We start from the raw sequence: 14,337 nt of genomic DNA on the forward strand, positions 1-14,337 counted from the left end.
AAAACGCTTGCAACCGGCGGCTTTGCCGGTCATTCACAGCCGATGTCCGAACAAAACAGCCAACGCCTCGACCAACTTCTCGTCTCCCGCGGCCTTTTCGCCAGCCGCTCGCGGGCCCGCGACGCCGTGCAGCGCGGCACCGTGCGGATCGCCGGCCAGGTGGTCACCAAAGCCGGGGCGCTCATCGGCGACGACGCAGCCATCGAGATTGACGACCCGGCGCAGGACTATGTCTCGCGAGCAGCATTGAAGCTTGCAGCAGCGCTCGAGCATTTCCGGCTCGATCCCGCCGGCCATCACTGTCTTGATATCGGCGCTTCCACCGGCGGCTTCACCGAGGTGCTACTGCTGCGCGGCGCTGAGCATGTCACCGCAATCGATGTCGGCCACGGGCAGATGCATCCGCGCATATCAGGCGATCCTCGGGTGACAAACCGGGAAGGCCTCAACGCCCGCAACCTGACGGCCGAGGATATCGGCCATCCCGCCACCTTCATCGTTTCCGACGTTTCCTTCATCTCGCTGAAGCTGGCGCTGGCGCCGGCTCTTGACATCGTCGAGCCGGGTGCGGTCGCCGTGCTCTTGGTCAAGCCGCAGTTCGAGGCGGGGCGCGAGGCGATCGGCAAGGGCGGGCTGTTGAAAGACCCCTCCTCCGCTCCCGCCGTCGCTGCGGAGCTCGCGCGCTGGTTCACCGAGGACATGGGCTGGAACAGCCTCGGCCTCATCCCATCGCCGATATCAGGCGGCGACGGCAATCAGGAATTTCTTCTGGCAGGATTGAAACCGTGAGCACCGAAACCGTCACCATCGATAAGCTCGGCGCCCAGGGCGACGGCATTGCCGGCAGCGCCGCCGGGCCTGTCTACGTGCCGTTTTCTCTCCCCGGCGAAACCGTGGCGATCGCCCGCGTCAAAAGTCAGGGCACGATCATGTCGATCACCACGCCCTCGCCCGACCGGCAGGAGCCGCCCTGCCTGCATTTCGGCCCGGACGGCGTCAACGGCACCTGTGGGGGCTGCACGCTGCAGCATATGGCAGATCTGCCCTACCGCGCCTTCAAGCGCCAGCTGGTCATCGATGCGCTCAGATCGAAGGGGCTGACGCCTGATGTCGGCGAGATCGTTCCAGCCCGTCCGGGTGAACGGCGGCGCGTGGTGTTTGCGGCGCGCAAGACCGAGAAGGACATGCTGATCGGTTTCAACCAGGCCGAAAGCCATCATATCGTTGCCATCGAGGAATGTCCGATCTCGCTTCCGGGCATCGTCGCCCGGCTGCCGGCGATCCGGGCGATTGCCTTAGCACTCGCGACCAATGCCGAACCCTTCCGCGTCGCGGTGCTCGAAACGCTGTCCGGCCTCGACATAGCGGTCGATGAGGTGAAGAAACTCTCCGACCCGCAGCGGCGCAAGGCAGTCGAGACCGTGCTCAGCCTACGTGGCATCGCCCGCGTTTCGCTGAACGGCGAAATCCTCATCGAACCGTCAAAACCGCTGGTCGATTTCGGCGGCGTTCAGGTTTCGCCGCCGCCAGGCGGCTTCACCCAGGCGACCAAGCCGGCGGAAGAGGCAATGGCCGAGCTGGTCCTTGCCCATGCCGGCAAGGCCAAACGGATCGCCGATCTCTTTGCCGGCGCCGGCACGTTTTCGCTCAGGCTGGCGCGGATCGGCCGGGTGCACGCGGTCGAAGCCGAGGCAAAGGCGCTCGCAGCCCTCGACCACGCCGCCCGCAATACGCAAGGGCTGAAGCCCGTCAGCATCGAAAAGCGCGATCTCTTCCGCCGTCCGCTGATGACGCAGGAATTCAAACCTTTTGACGTCGTTGTCTTCGACCCGCCGCGGGCCGGCGCCGAGTTCCAGTGCAAGGAGCTTGCCCGCTCTGCGGTGAAGAAGATCGCCGCCGTCAGCTGCAATCCGCTGACGCTGGCGCGCGACCTCGCAATCCTCGTCGAGGGCGGCTATCGGATCACTGGGGTAACGCCGATCGACCAGTTCCTCTGGACCTCGCATGTCGAAGTGGTGGCGACGCTGGAGAAATAGGCTGGCCGTCCGCCGCCTAACCCGCCGTCAGTGCCAAGGGACCGGCCTAAAATCACCAGGCGGAGGAACCCGATTGCGAATGCGCAAGACCAGAAGACGCAATCCTTATTATGACGGCCCGGTGTCCGATCACTTCGACGGCACGCATTTCTTCAATCCCGAAGGTATCGAGCCCCTTGGTTTCCGCGATTTGCTGCGGTGGCAGTTCGGCGGCGGCCGTCAGCGTTGGCCGAAATCGGTCCCAAGTCCATATTCGGCGGCCAAACCCGATGCACGTGTTGACGATGCAGATCTGCGGGTGACCATGGTTGGCCATGCAACAATGCTCGTCCAGGTCGCCGGGCTCAATATCCTGACCGACCCGGTATGGTCGGAGCGCGTCAGCCCCTTCGCCTTTGCCGGCCCCAAGCGCGTCGTCCAACCGGGCATCGCATTCGATGATCTGCCGCCGATCGATCTCGTGCTGATCTCGCACAATCACTATGATCATCTCGATATCGCAACCCTCAAGCGGTTGCAGGCGAAACATCGGCCGCGTGTCGTGACGCCACTCGGCAATGACACGATCATCCGCCGCGCCGTGCCCGATCTACAGACGATAACGATGGATTGGGGCGAACGCATCTCGCATGCCGGAATCAGCATTGATGCGGAGCCCGCGCATCATTGGTCCGCCCGCGGCACCGCCGATCGCCGGATGGCCCTCTGGGCGTCGTTCGTCTTGTCGACGCCGGCCGGAAAGATTTATCACGTCGGAGATACGGGCTTTCACCACGGCATCCACTACAAAGCGGCACAGCAGAAACATGGCGGCTTTCGCCTGGCGATTTTGCCCTTCGGCGCATATGAGCCGCGATGGTTCATGAAAGGCCAGCACCAGAATCCGCGGGAGGCGGTGATCGGGATGACGCTGGCAAATGCAGCCTATGTGGCAGGGCACCACTTCGCGACGTTCCAACTGACAGATGAGGCGGTCGACGCACCGGCACGAGCATTGCAAGACGCGATGCGCGAGCATGATATTCCCCCGGAACGGTTCCGGCCGCTCAGGGCCGGCGAGGTCTTCGACGTGCCGGCAGTCTAAGGCGCGTCCGACGCGGAGCAATTCCAGGAAAAGTGCGAAGCAGTTTTCCATCCGGAATTGTGTAAAAACAAAGACTTAGAGCGGTTCCGCGCTTCCACGAAAACTGAACCGCTCTAACGCCGCATGAATGCCTCAAAAGCCGCCCGGGCTTCGGCGCTTTTCAGACGGGCGGAGAAATGGCGGGCCTCTTCGTCGATGCGGGCGATGACCTCGCCGCTGTCGCCGCGGATGAGATCGCGGGCGATGCGCAGCGCCTCCGGCGGTTTGGCGGCCAGCCGGGCGGCGGTCGCCAGCGTTAGCGCATCGACCTCGCCGGGTTCGACAATCTTCCAGATGAGGCCGGCTTCCTTCGCTTCCGCCGCCGAGAAGGCTTCGCCGGCCGCCAGCAGGGCAAAGGCGCGCTGGTGGCCCATCAGCCGCGGCGCGACCAGGCTGGAGCCCGCCTCCGGCACCAGCGCCAGATCGACGAAGGGGGTGCGGAACTGGCTGCGGCTGGAGGCGATGGTCAGATCGCAATGGAGATGGATTGTCGTGCCGATGCCGATCGCCAGGCCGTCAACGCCGGAGACGACCGGTTTTTCGGCCTTCACCAGCGCATAGAGAAAATCGAGGATCTCCTGAATGACGCCGCCGCCCATCGCGGCGGCGAGAAAATCGTTCATGTCGTTGCCGGCCGAAAAGCAGCCCTCGGTGCCGAGCAAGGCGGTGGCGCGGATGTCGGGATCGGCATTGGCCGACTTCAGCGCATCGGTCATAGCGCCATACATGGCGCGGGTGATGGCGTTCTTCTTCTCCGGCCGGTTGAAACGGATGGACTGGACGCCGGGATGGGCGGCAGGCTGCTCGATGATGATGTGATCGGTCATTGGATGTCCTCAGGCAAGCAGGATGCGGGCGGCGGCAAGGCTTGCCGCGCCGTTGACGACCTGATCGCGAAGGGCTGCGGTCTCGGCGAGCAGGTTTTCGGCGGCGAAGCGGCAGAGCGCGATACGCCCCTCGCCCCTGCCATCGCCGCTTTCGGCAAGAGCGCCCTTGGCGAGATAGCAGCCGGTGAGCACCAGCCCGAACAGGCGCTGATAGGGTGTCGCGCCGGAAAGTGCATCGGCGGCTCTGTTGTCGGCCAGCGTCTGCAGCAGCCAGGTGGTCGCCGCTTCGAGATCTGAAATCGCTGCGTCGAGCCTGACGGCGGTCTCGCCGAAACCATCGAGATTGGAGCGGCGGACGCTATCGGCGATCTCCTTCAATTCAGCGATGAAGCCTCTCACCTGATCGCCGCCGGAGAGCGTCAGCTTGCGAGTGACGAGGTCGATCGCCTGGATACCGTTGGTGCCCTCGTAGATCGGCGCGATGCGGGCGTCGCGCAAATACCGCGCAGCACCTGTCTCCTCGATGAAGCCCATGCCGCCATGCACCTGAATGCCGAGCGAGGCGACGTCGACGCCGGCATCGGTCGAAAAGGATTTGGCGATCGGCGTCAGCAGGGCGGCGCGCTCCTGCCAGTGGCGGTTGCTATCGCCGGCCCGGTGGGACATGTCGATCGCGTGGGCGCAGGAATAGGAGATGGCGCGCGCGCCTTGGGTCAGCGCCTTCATGGTGAGAAGCATGCGGGCGACATCGGGATGTTCGACGATCGGGCTCATGCCGGCGCCGCTCCAGCCGGGCGCCTTGCCCTGGGTGCGCTCCTTGGAATAGGCAACAGCCTTCTGGGTGGCGGCCTCGCAAATCGCCACGCCCTGCATGCCGACGGCCAGGCGGGCATTGTTCATCATCGTGAACATGCAAGCGAGGCCCTTGTTCTCCTCGCCGACCAGCCATCCCACAGCCCCCTTTTCATCACCGAACCGGCCGTCGCCATAGATCATCGTGCAGGTCGGCGAGCCGTGGATGCCGAGCTTGTGCTCCAGCGAATGACAAAACAGATCGTTGCGGGCCCCAAGCGAGCCGTCGTCGTTCACCAGGAATTTCGGCACCAGGAAGAGCGAAATGCCGCGGGTGCCGGCCGGCGCATCCGGCAGGCGGGCCAGCACCAGATGGATGATGTTGTCGGCCGCGTCATGCTCGCCCCAGGTGATGAAAATCTTCTGGCCGAAGAGGCGGTAGCTGCCGTCGGCGCGGCGCTCGGCGCGGGCCTTGAGCACCCCGAGATCGGAGCCGGCATGCGGCTCGGTCAGGTTCATGGTGCCGGTCCATTCGCCGGACACCATCTTCTCCAGATATGTCTCCTTCAGTGCGGCGCTGCCATGGGTGCTGACGGCTTCGATCGCGCCCATCGTCAGCGTCGGGGCGAGGGCGAAGGCCATGGAACCGGAATTCCACATTTCCAGCGCTGCGACGTTCAGCATATGCGGCAGGGCCTGGCCGCCGAAAGCTTCGGGCGCCGTCAGGCCGTTCCAGCCGCCGGCGATCCAGTTGCGATAGAGATCGCGCCAGCCATCCGGCAGTCTGACCTCGCCACCCTCCAGGCGGGCGCCCTGGCGGTCGCCGATGTCCGCGAGGGGTGCCACTTCCTCTGTGGTAAAACGTCCCGCCTCGGCGAGGATGGCATCGACGAGATCTTCGTTGAGATCGCCGAGAAGCCCCTCTGATATCGCTTCGCGCATACCGGCTACATGCTTCAACGTAAATGCGATTTCCTCGACGGGCGCCTGATACATGGTTTTCCTCCGTGGGACCGGCCTGCATTTTTACCCTTGGGCAAAGCCTCTCCGAGGCAAGGGCTAATTGATTTTTACGTAAACGTCAATTTCGATTTCCCGCCCTGCCATGCGATAATTCGCCCGATACGACGCTTGGCACTTGCACCCTCGCACAAATGGACGTCATGAAGACTCCCTAAGGAATGACATCGCCTTCGCAAAGGACCGGCGACCAATGGATACATTGCCCGTCAACATACCCGGTTTTGTCTGGGCCTATCGCTTCTCGCCGGATGAAAAGACCGCGGTGCGGCTGAACAACAGTGCGACGGTGGCGGAACTGACCGCCGACAACTGTTTCTACTGGCTGCACCTCAACCTTGTCGACGCCCGCGTACCGGCCTTGCTCGAGACGCTCGACGGGCTGACGGAAGACGCGAAATCGGCGCTGACGACGCGTGACACGCATGCGACCATCACCGTCGACGAGCAGATGCTCTACGGCACGCTTGTCGACTGCCAGCGCGATTTCGCCCAGGATACCAACAATCTCGGCTGGCTGCATTTCGCCATGTCCGACCGCTTCATCATCACCACGAGGCTGCAGCCGCTGCGCAGCGTCGAGCGGGCGCGGGCGCTGATCGAGAAGAATCCGGGCAAATTTTCACGGCCTGTCGATCTCTTCGAGCTGCTGGTGATCGAGTTTCAGCGCACCCTGATCGCGATCGTCATCGAACTCACCGACGAGTTGAACCTGATCGAGGATTTCGTCTACGACAATGCGCCGCGCGACGAACGCCGGCGGCTGGCGCCGGTGCGGCGAACCGTGGTGAGATTGCATCGGCATCTGCGCACGGTGCTGGCGCTGATGCGCCGGGCTGCGGCAGCCGACGACGACGAGATGCCCTTCGGCTTCGACGATGTGGCGCGGCGACTGACGAGCCGGCTGGAAACGGTCGACCACGACATCTATGCGCTGCAGGATAGGGCGCGGCTGCTGCACGAAGAAATCGATTCGAAACAATCCTCCGAGACCAACCGCCACCTCTATTTGCTGTCGATCATGACGGCCTTCCTGCTGCCGCCGACCCTGGTGACCGGTTTCTTCGGCATGAACACTGCCAACCTGCCCTTCGCCGTCGGCGACTACGGCACGGAATACGCCGTCGCCCTGATCGTCGCCTCGATCGCCTTTGCCTGGTGGCTGCTGCGGCGCGTGGATATTCTTTGAGGGTGTGAGGTTCGAGGTGCCTGCCCGGCGCTCGGGTTCGCTTCTATTCCATCGAACGTCGCGGTACTTGCCACAGAGCTCCCCTCACCCTCCGTCATCCTCGGCCTTGAGCCGAGGATCCACGTGGGCCTCCCTCACCAGCGGGCATGGATCCTCGGCTCAAGGCCACTGCTGTCCGGTTTAAATTTGGTGGACAAGGCGCACGGTGTTGATTCTACTCGTATTCGGATGTTTGGCGACAATCCCGGACACGAAAGAGGAGCAACACCGTGCGGCATGAGAATAGCGTCTTTCATGATCTGTTGAAGCGGATTCCGTGGGCCGCCTTCGAAAGACTTGTGGAGGAGCATCAGGCCGACAAGCACGTGCGGCGGCTATCGACGAAGAGCCAGTTGGTCGCGTTGCTCTACGGCCAGCTTTCCGGGGCCGTCAGCCTGCGCGAGATCGTCGGCGGCCTGCAAAGCCACAGCAGCGGTCTTTACCATCTCGGCGCCCAACCGGTGTCACGCTCGACCCTTGCCGACGCCAATGGCCTGCGCCCGAGTGCGGTTTTCGCCGAGCTGTTCGCGCAGATGGTGTCCCGCGCCGGGCGTGGGCTCAAGCGGGGCCGTCGGCGAGGCGGTCCATCTGATCGATAGCAGCAGTCTGCGCCTTTCCGGGGCGGGATCGGACTGGGCACGCTTTTCCGATCAGGCCTGTGGCGCCAAGGTTCACGTCGTCTACGATGCCAATGCTGAACGGCCGATCTATGCGGCGGTGACGCCGGCCAATGTCAACGACATCACCGCCGCCAAGGTAATGCCGATCGAGGCGGGCGCCACCTATGTCTTCGACCTCGGCTATTACGATTTCGGCTGGTGGGCGAAGCTCAATGCCGCCGGCTGCCGCATCGTCACGCGCCTCAAATCCCATACCAAATTGGCCGTCAACGATCTCGATTCCCCGGCAGAAGAGATCGCCGCGCTCTACAAGCGCCGTTGGGCGATCGAGCTGTTCTTCCGCTGGGTCAAGCAGACGCTGAAGATCCGCCATTTCCTCGGCAACAGCGAGAATGCCGTGCGCATCCAGATCGCCGCCGCCCTGATCGCATACCTGCTGCTGCAGATGGCCAAGGCAGACCAGACCACCATCACAAGCCCGCTCGCCTTCGCCCGCCTCGTGCGCGCCAATCTCATGCACCGCCGCAGGATCGACCGCCTGTTGCAACCCACCGGCAGTCCACCACACAGTCCCCACCAGATGAGCCTCCAATGGTGACGAATTAAACCGGACACCAGTGGCTCAAGGCCGAGGATGACGGAGGGTGGGGTAACCTTCTTGCCAAACTCGCCACCACGTAGCGGATGGCGCGGCGTTGCGCCTATCGCATCATTCGGAACGCGGCCACTTTCAATATGCAACGCTTCGTCATCTGACATTTGGCCTCGGCGATGGCGGGCAATCTCAGCGATCGACGCTCGGGTGATGCGCTGGTCCATGCCGCCACCTCACCCGGAATAGTTCTTGCACGGTTACTAATATATTTACCGTGGGGAGAGCTAATGTCATGAAATGGTGCACATCCGGAGAGTTTGCCCCTCTGATGCTCGTTGTGAGTGGGCCGGAAAAATACAAGCTTGTTGCAACCCTTGGTCAGGCTGCCGAGATGCTGACGGTTGGCTGGCCGACCGACGATGGAGAAGAATACCTCGTGGCGATTATGGCTTGCCGGGATGCAATTCACGGGGAAATTCCGGCTGAGGACGCGCGAGCAGCGCTTATCCGTGCCGCCGACGAAGCTGGCATTTCGGTGATCACCGTAGTTCACTGAGTTTAGCAGCCGACGCGCGTCCCCTCTCCCCCGTTTTTACGGGGAGAGGGTTAGGCTGAGGGGCAGCATTCGGCGCCTATCAATAGGGCGAATAGCACTGCTGGCGCGGGCCGTTATAGGGCTGGAACGTGTTGTCGTAGGCGCGATAGGACCGGTAGCGGTTGGCGCACCAGGCGACGTGGCTCGAACCCATACGGGGGCCGGGTTCGACGTAGCGCGGCTGGGCGACAATGGCGCCGCCGATGACTGCGCCGGCGCCGAAGGCGGCGAGCGGGTACCAGTAGCCGTTGTAGTGACGGTAGCCCGGGCGGTAATAGCTATATCCGCGATAGCCGCCGTAATAGCCGGGGCGGTAGCCGCCGCCGTAGCCGGGCCGATAATAGGCGCCAGGGCGATAGCCCGGCCGGTAATAATCGCCGCGATAGTAGCGGCGGTATTGGACGTTCTCGACGGCGGAGGATTTTTCCACCTGCGGGGCGGTCGGCATCTGGATTGCCTGCGACGGCACGAAGCTTGTCAGAACGACGGCGGCGGCCAAAGCTGCGGTCGCGATCTTGTTACTCAAACTAAACATTCTTCTCTCCCATTCAACAGCGATAACCGCCTGCTCCAGCAACGCTATCGTGCCCGAATGGTTCCGAAAGCGGCCGGGGCCGGCTGCTTTCGTCTTTTTAAAGAAATCGATCTGAACCGGGCATTAACCGCGATGAACCGCGCTCAATGCCTATCTTCCGACGTGTGCTTAGGCCACGGCGGAGATTTTCGCCTGATCACCCTGCAGGCGGTTGACCATAAAGTTCGAATACCATTCGAGGAACTGCATGACGCCGCCCTCGTGCAGGGAAGAATAAGGGCCGGGTTCATAGGCCGGGGAATGGATGCCGAAGGCATTCTCCTCGACGATGCGGCGATCCTGGTCGTTGGTCTCGGTCCAGACGTGGGTCAGTTCCTCGAGATTGTAATCCACGCCTTCGACGGCGTCCTTGTGGACGAGCCACTTGGTCGTCACGGCCGTCTCGTTGGCGCTGAGCGGCAGCACGCGGAAGGAGATGGCGTGGTCGCCGAGCAGGTGGTTCCAGGTCGTCGGGTAGTGGAAGAGCAGCATGGTGCCGATATGGCTGATCGAGATATCGTCGGCTAGCGGACGCGCGACAGCGCGCTTGCCCGACATGGTGTAGCTCTCGGCATCTTCGATCAGCGGCATGCGGGCGGTGCGGAACTGTCCGTCCGGCGAAATCTGGAACTTGCTCGGCAGGCCGGCGGCCTCGCAGCGCGCCCAATGGCCGGCGATCTCCGGATCGTCAGCGCCGCCATCCGTGCCGGTGACACTCGGGGCTTCGGGATAGGTGCGGCAGAGTTCAGGGTGATTGGCGGCGCAGTGGTAGCACTCGCGGTTGTTTTCCCAGACGAGCTTCCAGTTGCCCTTCTCGATGATCGTGCTCTGGAAGGCGACTTTGCTCTCGCTGATCCGGTGCGGGGCGACATAGGGCTCGATCTTGTCGCGCACTGGCTGGAAATTGGGAGCGGTGTCGGCAAGGCAGATGAAGACATAACCTGCGACGACTTCGCAATGGACAGGCTTCAGGTTGAAGCCGGTCTTGTCGAAATCATCCCCCATGTGGCGGGCGAAGGCGAGCTTGCCTTCAAGATCATAAGTCCACTGGTGATAGGGGCAGACGAGGCGCACGGAGGAGCCGTGCTCCTTGGTGCAGACGCGCGAGCCGCGATGACGACAGCTGTTGTGGAAGGCGCGGATGACATTGTCTTTGCCGCGGACGACGACGACGGGATAGCTGCCGATCTGGACGGTAAAATAGGCGCCCGCCTTCGGCAGTTCGCAATCATGGCCGATGAACAGCCAGTCGCGATAATAGATCATCTCCATGTCGAGCTGGAAATAATCCTCGTCGATATAGAACGGCCGCTCGAGGCTGAAGCCCTCCCGGCGGTTCTTGAGCTGACGCAAAACGTTGCTGCGAATATCCATCTTCATGTCCTCGTGCACCCGGTTGCCGCCCTTACCCCGAAGGCCGGCGGAAGCGCGCCTGCTTCCTTCTCCTTCAGGAGAATTGTTCATGGCGGCCATTTAATCACCTGAGCCCATTTAATCATCTGGGTAGGCTGTCGTTCGGTTGTAATGCGACATCGGCTTCGAAATTGACGACAGGATGCGCCCGGCCCGTCCGGAGCGATCCCATCACTCGACTGTGCAGGTCATTATCGTCAATTGCGACATGGCGTAAAGACCCGATCCGCAGAGAGTGATGCGGCCCGATAGCCCCGATCGTCGCATTTGCGACATCGCCCGATATCGGCCCTCCACTGAGGCGGCAACCCGCGCCATTTTAACACCGCCTTAAGCATACGGTCCTATCGTGCTGAGCATCCGAGACCGACGAAGCACGCGAATCATGGCCAAACTCCGGTATTTCGACGCGAAAGAAACGAGCAGATCGCAGGAGCCGCAGCTCGTTGCCGCGCATTCCGAATTCCTGCGCACCGGCCGCATCCCCCGCGAGCGGCGCCACTGGCTGGCCGAGGAAAAGCGCTACTTCACCCATGACGAGGTCGCCGCAAAGACTGGGCGCAAGCTACAGGTGGCCGGCGAGAAGACGCATCAGCACATCAACGGCTTTCACCACTCGATCCAGTTTCCGAAGATGATCTTCCACCGGACGCTGGAGGACAGCCCGCATCTCGGCTATTGCCACGTCACCGCCGCGCGGACGAAGTTCGCCCATTATGACGAGGTGAGCTGGGCCTTCTACATCGCCAATTTCTATTCCGACATCGGCGAGAACGACAATTTCTTCGAACGGATCGATGTCGGCTATTCCCGCATGTATTTCGCCGTCGCCATCAAACCGGGCGAGGACTCCGAGGAAAAGATGGCCATCGACCGGTCGGTGCGCGGCAATGGCCTGCTCTTCCGCACCCATGATCCGCAGGCGGCGATCCGCAACATCCTGCTGCTCGGCGCCCGCAACGAACAACTGCGCGAAATCATCCGCCAGCTATAAACGCGATTGATCGCGGGCGGGGGAAAGCCTAATGACTGCCGGAAGGGAAAATCAGGCAGCACATGGCACGCATCATCGACATAGAGGCAGACAGGCAGGCAGCGCTTGAGGCCGCCTGTGCCGCGCTCGCCGGCGGCTTTGCCATCGCCATTCCGACCGAGACCGTCTACGGCCTTGCCGCCGACGCCACCAATCCGGCGGCGATCACCCGCATCTACGAGACCAAGGGCCGGCCGCGTTTCAACCCGCTGATTTGCCACATGGCCGACCTTGCGATGGCCGAGGAGCATGCCGAATTCGACCCCGTGTCGCGGGCGCTCGCTGCTGCCTTCTGGCCCGGCCCGCTGACGCTGGTGCTGCCGCTGAAACCGCAAAGCCCGATTCATTCGCTGGCGACCGCCGGGCTCGACAGCGTCGGCGTGCGCGTGCCGAAAGGTTTTGCGGGCGCGCTGATCGGCGCCTTCGGGCGGCCGCTCGCCGCCCCCAGCGCCAACACGTCAGGCGCGATCAGCGCAACGAGTGCGACCCATGTCGATGCCGATCTCGGCGCGAAGGTCCCGTTGATCCTCGATGCAGGCCCAAGCACCGTCGGCGTCGAATCGACGATCGTCAAGGTGGAGGGCGACCGGGTAAGGCTGCTGCGGCCCGGCGGCCTGGCAGCGCGCGAGATCGAGCGTGTCGCCGGCCGGCCGTTGCTCCGGGCGAAGACGGCATCGGCGGCGATCGAAGCACCCGGCATGCTCGCCTCGCACTACGCGCCGGGTGCCGCCGTGCGCCTCAATGCGACGACCGTCGAACCTGGCGAAGCGCTGATCGCCTTTGGCGGTGCTGTGGTTTCCGGCGCAAACGGCGCCCGGGTCGTGCTTGATCTCAGCCCGCGCGGCGACCTGGCCGAGGCGGCGGCCAATCTCTTCGACTATATGAAGCGGGCCGATGCCAGCGGGGCTTCGAGCATCGCCTTTTCGGCCATTCCCGAGGAGGGGCTCGGCGAAGCGATCAACGACCGGCTGCAGCGGGCAGCGGCTCCGCGCGACTGACAGATCTGATCAAATCGACCGAGGATCGACCCCGATGAGCACCGACATTTCCACCGACCTTCTCGACCGCTTCGCCGCCATCGTCGGCGACAAATACGCGCTTGCCAGCGAGGCCGATCTTGCGCCGCATCTGATCGAAAACCGCGGGCTCTATCACGGCTCCTCCCCGCTCCTGTTGAAACCCGGCTCGGTCGAGGAAGTCTCCGCTATCATGAGGCTTGCGACGGAGACCGGAACGGCGATGGTGCCGCAGACCGGCAATACCGGCCTTGTCGGCGGCCAGACGCCGCGTGCCGGCAAGTGCGATATCATCCTGTCGCTCGAGCGCATGAACAGGATCCGCGACGTCGATCCGGTGGCCAACGTTCTGGTCGCCGATGGCGGCGCCATTCTCGCCGACGTGCAGAAGGCGGCCGAAGCGCATGGGCGGCTGTTTCCGCTATCGCTGGGCTCCGAGGGCTCCTGCCGCATCGGCGGCAATCTTTCGACCAATGCCGGCGGCACGGCGGTGCTGGCCTACGGCAATATGCGCCAGCTCTGCCTCGGCCTCGAAGTGGTGCTGCCGACCGGCGAGATCTGGGACGGGTTGCGCCGCCTGAAGAAGGACAATACCGGCTACGACCTGCGCGACTTGTTTATCGGCGCCGAAGGTACGCTCGGCATCATCACCGGCGCGGTCTTGAAGCTGTTTCCGCAGCCGCTCGGCCACCAGGTGGCGTTCGCCGGCCTGAACTCGGTGGCGGATGCGCTCGGTCTCTTCAACCTTGCCTCCAGCCTCTGCGGCGCCTCGCTCACCGGTTTCGAGCTGATGCCGCGTTTCGGCGTCGAGATCACCACCCGCCACATCGACGGCGTTCGCGATCCGCTGGAAGCGGCCTATCCCTGGTACGTGCTGATCGACATTTCAACGTCGGATTCGGCCGAGACGGCCGAGCGGATGATGAACGGCGTGCTCGAACAGGGTTTTGAGGCCGGGCTGGTGCTGGATGCTGCGATCGCCTCGTCGGTGGCGCAGCAGAAGGCGATCTGGCACATGCGCGAGAGCATGTCGGATGCCCAGAAGCCGGAAGGCGGGTCGATCAAGCACGATGTTTCCGTGCCGGTGTCACGGATCCCGCATTTCATGGCCGAGGCCGAAGAAGCTGTCATGGCGGCAATGCCGGGCGCCCGCATCTGCGCCTTCGGCCATATGGGCGACGGCAATATCCATTACAATATTTCCCAGCCGGTCGGTGCCGACAAGGCCGCCTTCATCGGCCGCTGGCGCGAAATGAACCACATCGTCCATGGCTTGGTGCTGGCGCATGGCGGCTCGATTTCCGCCGAGCACGGCATCGGCCAGCTGAAGCGCGACGAACTGGCGGCGATCCGCCCGCCGATCGAAATCGAACTGATGCGCCGCATCAAGCGCGCCTTCGATCCGGCTGATATCATGAACCCGGGAAAGGTCGTCAGCCTCGAGGTATGAGGGCAGCCGTCGGCG

Annotated in this window: 12 protein-coding genes and 1 pseudogene; 9 read left to right on the forward strand and 4 right to left on the reverse strand. The window is 63.2% G+C overall.

All coding sequences use genetic code 11. The annotated features are described in order from the left end of the window. Positions 1 to 42: 42 nt before the first annotated feature. The 3 genes from FFM81_RS16440 to FFM81_RS16450 all read left to right on the forward strand — a co-directional run bounded on the left by FFM81_RS16440 (position 43) and on the right by FFM81_RS16450 (position 3,120). Entirely contained in the window at positions 43 to 789 is a 747-nt protein-coding gene (locus FFM81_RS16440) for a TlyA family RNA methyltransferase (RefSeq protein WP_138385099.1), read from the forward strand. Further along, positions 786 to 2,036, forward strand: coding sequence for a class I SAM-dependent RNA methyltransferase (locus FFM81_RS16445; RefSeq protein WP_138385098.1), 1,251 nt, complete (start codon positions 786 to 788; stop codon positions 2,034 to 2,036). Before FFM81_RS16440 ends, FFM81_RS16445 begins: the two co-directional genes overlap by 4 nt. 79 nt (positions 2,037 to 2,115) lie before the next feature. Further along, positions 2,116 to 3,120, forward strand: a complete 1,005-nt coding sequence (locus FFM81_RS16450) for an MBL fold metallo-hydrolase (RefSeq protein WP_128399955.1) — start codon at positions 2,116 to 2,118, stop codon at positions 3,118 to 3,120. A gap of 113 nt (positions 3,121 to 3,233) precedes the next feature. On the opposite strand, the gene FFM81_RS16455 is transcribed toward FFM81_RS16450, so the two are convergent. Together FFM81_RS16455 and FFM81_RS16460 are read right to left on the reverse strand one after the other, a co-directional pair. Next, positions 3,234 to 3,986 carry a crotonase/enoyl-CoA hydratase family protein gene (locus FFM81_RS16455; RefSeq protein WP_138385097.1) on the reverse strand — a complete coding sequence of 251 codons (753 nt, stop codon included), beginning with the start codon at positions 3,984 to 3,986 and terminating at the stop codon, positions 3,234 to 3,236. Positions 3,987 to 3,995: 9 nt separating this feature from the next. Beyond that, positions 3,996 to 5,774 (reverse strand): acyl-CoA dehydrogenase family protein, encoded by a 1,779-nt coding sequence (locus FFM81_RS16460; protein WP_138385096.1) that lies wholly within the window; start codon positions 5,772 to 5,774, stop codon positions 3,996 to 3,998. A gap of 217 nt (positions 5,775 to 5,991) precedes the next feature. On the opposite strand from FFM81_RS16460, the gene FFM81_RS16465 reads away from it, so the two are divergent. From FFM81_RS16465 to FFM81_RS16475, 3 genes and pseudogenes are all read left to right on the forward strand, one after another. Beyond that, positions 5,992 to 6,987, forward strand: a complete 996-nt coding sequence (locus tag FFM81_RS16465; RefSeq protein ID WP_003584639.1) for a transporter — start codon at positions 5,992 to 5,994, stop codon at positions 6,985 to 6,987. A 269-nt stretch (positions 6,988 to 7,256) separates the two neighbouring features. Beyond that, positions 7,257 to 8,244, forward strand: a pseudogene (locus FFM81_RS16470) (IS4 family transposase). A 289-nt stretch (positions 8,245 to 8,533) separates the two neighbouring features. Beyond that, positions 8,534 to 8,797 (forward strand): DUF982 domain-containing protein, encoded by a 264-nt coding sequence (locus FFM81_RS16475; protein ID WP_003569934.1) that lies wholly within the window; start codon positions 8,534 to 8,536, stop codon positions 8,795 to 8,797. Between the two features lie 79 nt (positions 8,798 to 8,876). On the opposite strand, the gene FFM81_RS16480 is transcribed toward FFM81_RS16475, so the two are convergent. Together FFM81_RS16480 and FFM81_RS16485 are read right to left on the reverse strand one after the other, a co-directional pair. Continuing rightward, positions 8,877 to 9,371, reverse strand: a complete 495-nt coding sequence (locus FFM81_RS16480; protein ID WP_025415475.1) for a BA14K family protein — start codon at positions 9,369 to 9,371, stop codon at positions 8,877 to 8,879. Between the two features lie 168 nt (positions 9,372 to 9,539). Further along, the gene (locus FFM81_RS16485) at positions 9,540 to 10,784 is read right to left on the reverse strand and encodes an aromatic ring-hydroxylating oxygenase subunit alpha (protein ID WP_025415474.1); all 1,245 of its coding nucleotides are present in this window, start codon (positions 10,782 to 10,784) and stop codon (positions 9,540 to 9,542) included. Between the two features lie 424 nt (positions 10,785 to 11,208). On the opposite strand from FFM81_RS16485, the gene FFM81_RS16490 reads away from it, so the two are divergent. From FFM81_RS16490 to FFM81_RS16500, 3 genes are all read left to right on the forward strand, one after another. Next, on the forward strand, positions 11,209 to 11,817 hold the full coding sequence (locus FFM81_RS16490; protein WP_138385095.1) for a DUF6656 family protein: 609 nt from the start codon (positions 11,209 to 11,211) through the stop codon (positions 11,815 to 11,817). Positions 11,818 to 11,879: 62 nt separating this feature from the next. Then, on the forward strand, positions 11,880 to 12,854 hold the full coding sequence (locus FFM81_RS16495) for an L-threonylcarbamoyladenylate synthase (protein ID WP_025415472.1): 975 nt from the start codon (positions 11,880 to 11,882) through the stop codon (positions 12,852 to 12,854). Positions 12,855 to 12,888: 34 nt separating this feature from the next. After that, positions 12,889 to 14,322: an FAD-binding oxidoreductase gene (locus FFM81_RS16500; RefSeq protein WP_128399895.1), complete on the forward strand. Its 1,434-nt coding sequence runs from the start codon at positions 12,889 to 12,891 to the stop codon at positions 14,320 to 14,322. Positions 14,323 to 14,337: the final 15 nt, after the last annotated feature.

Source organism: Rhizobium hidalgonense, from assembly GCF_005862185.2.
GTDB lineage: Bacteria > Pseudomonadota > Alphaproteobacteria > Rhizobiales > Rhizobiaceae > Rhizobium > Rhizobium hidalgonense.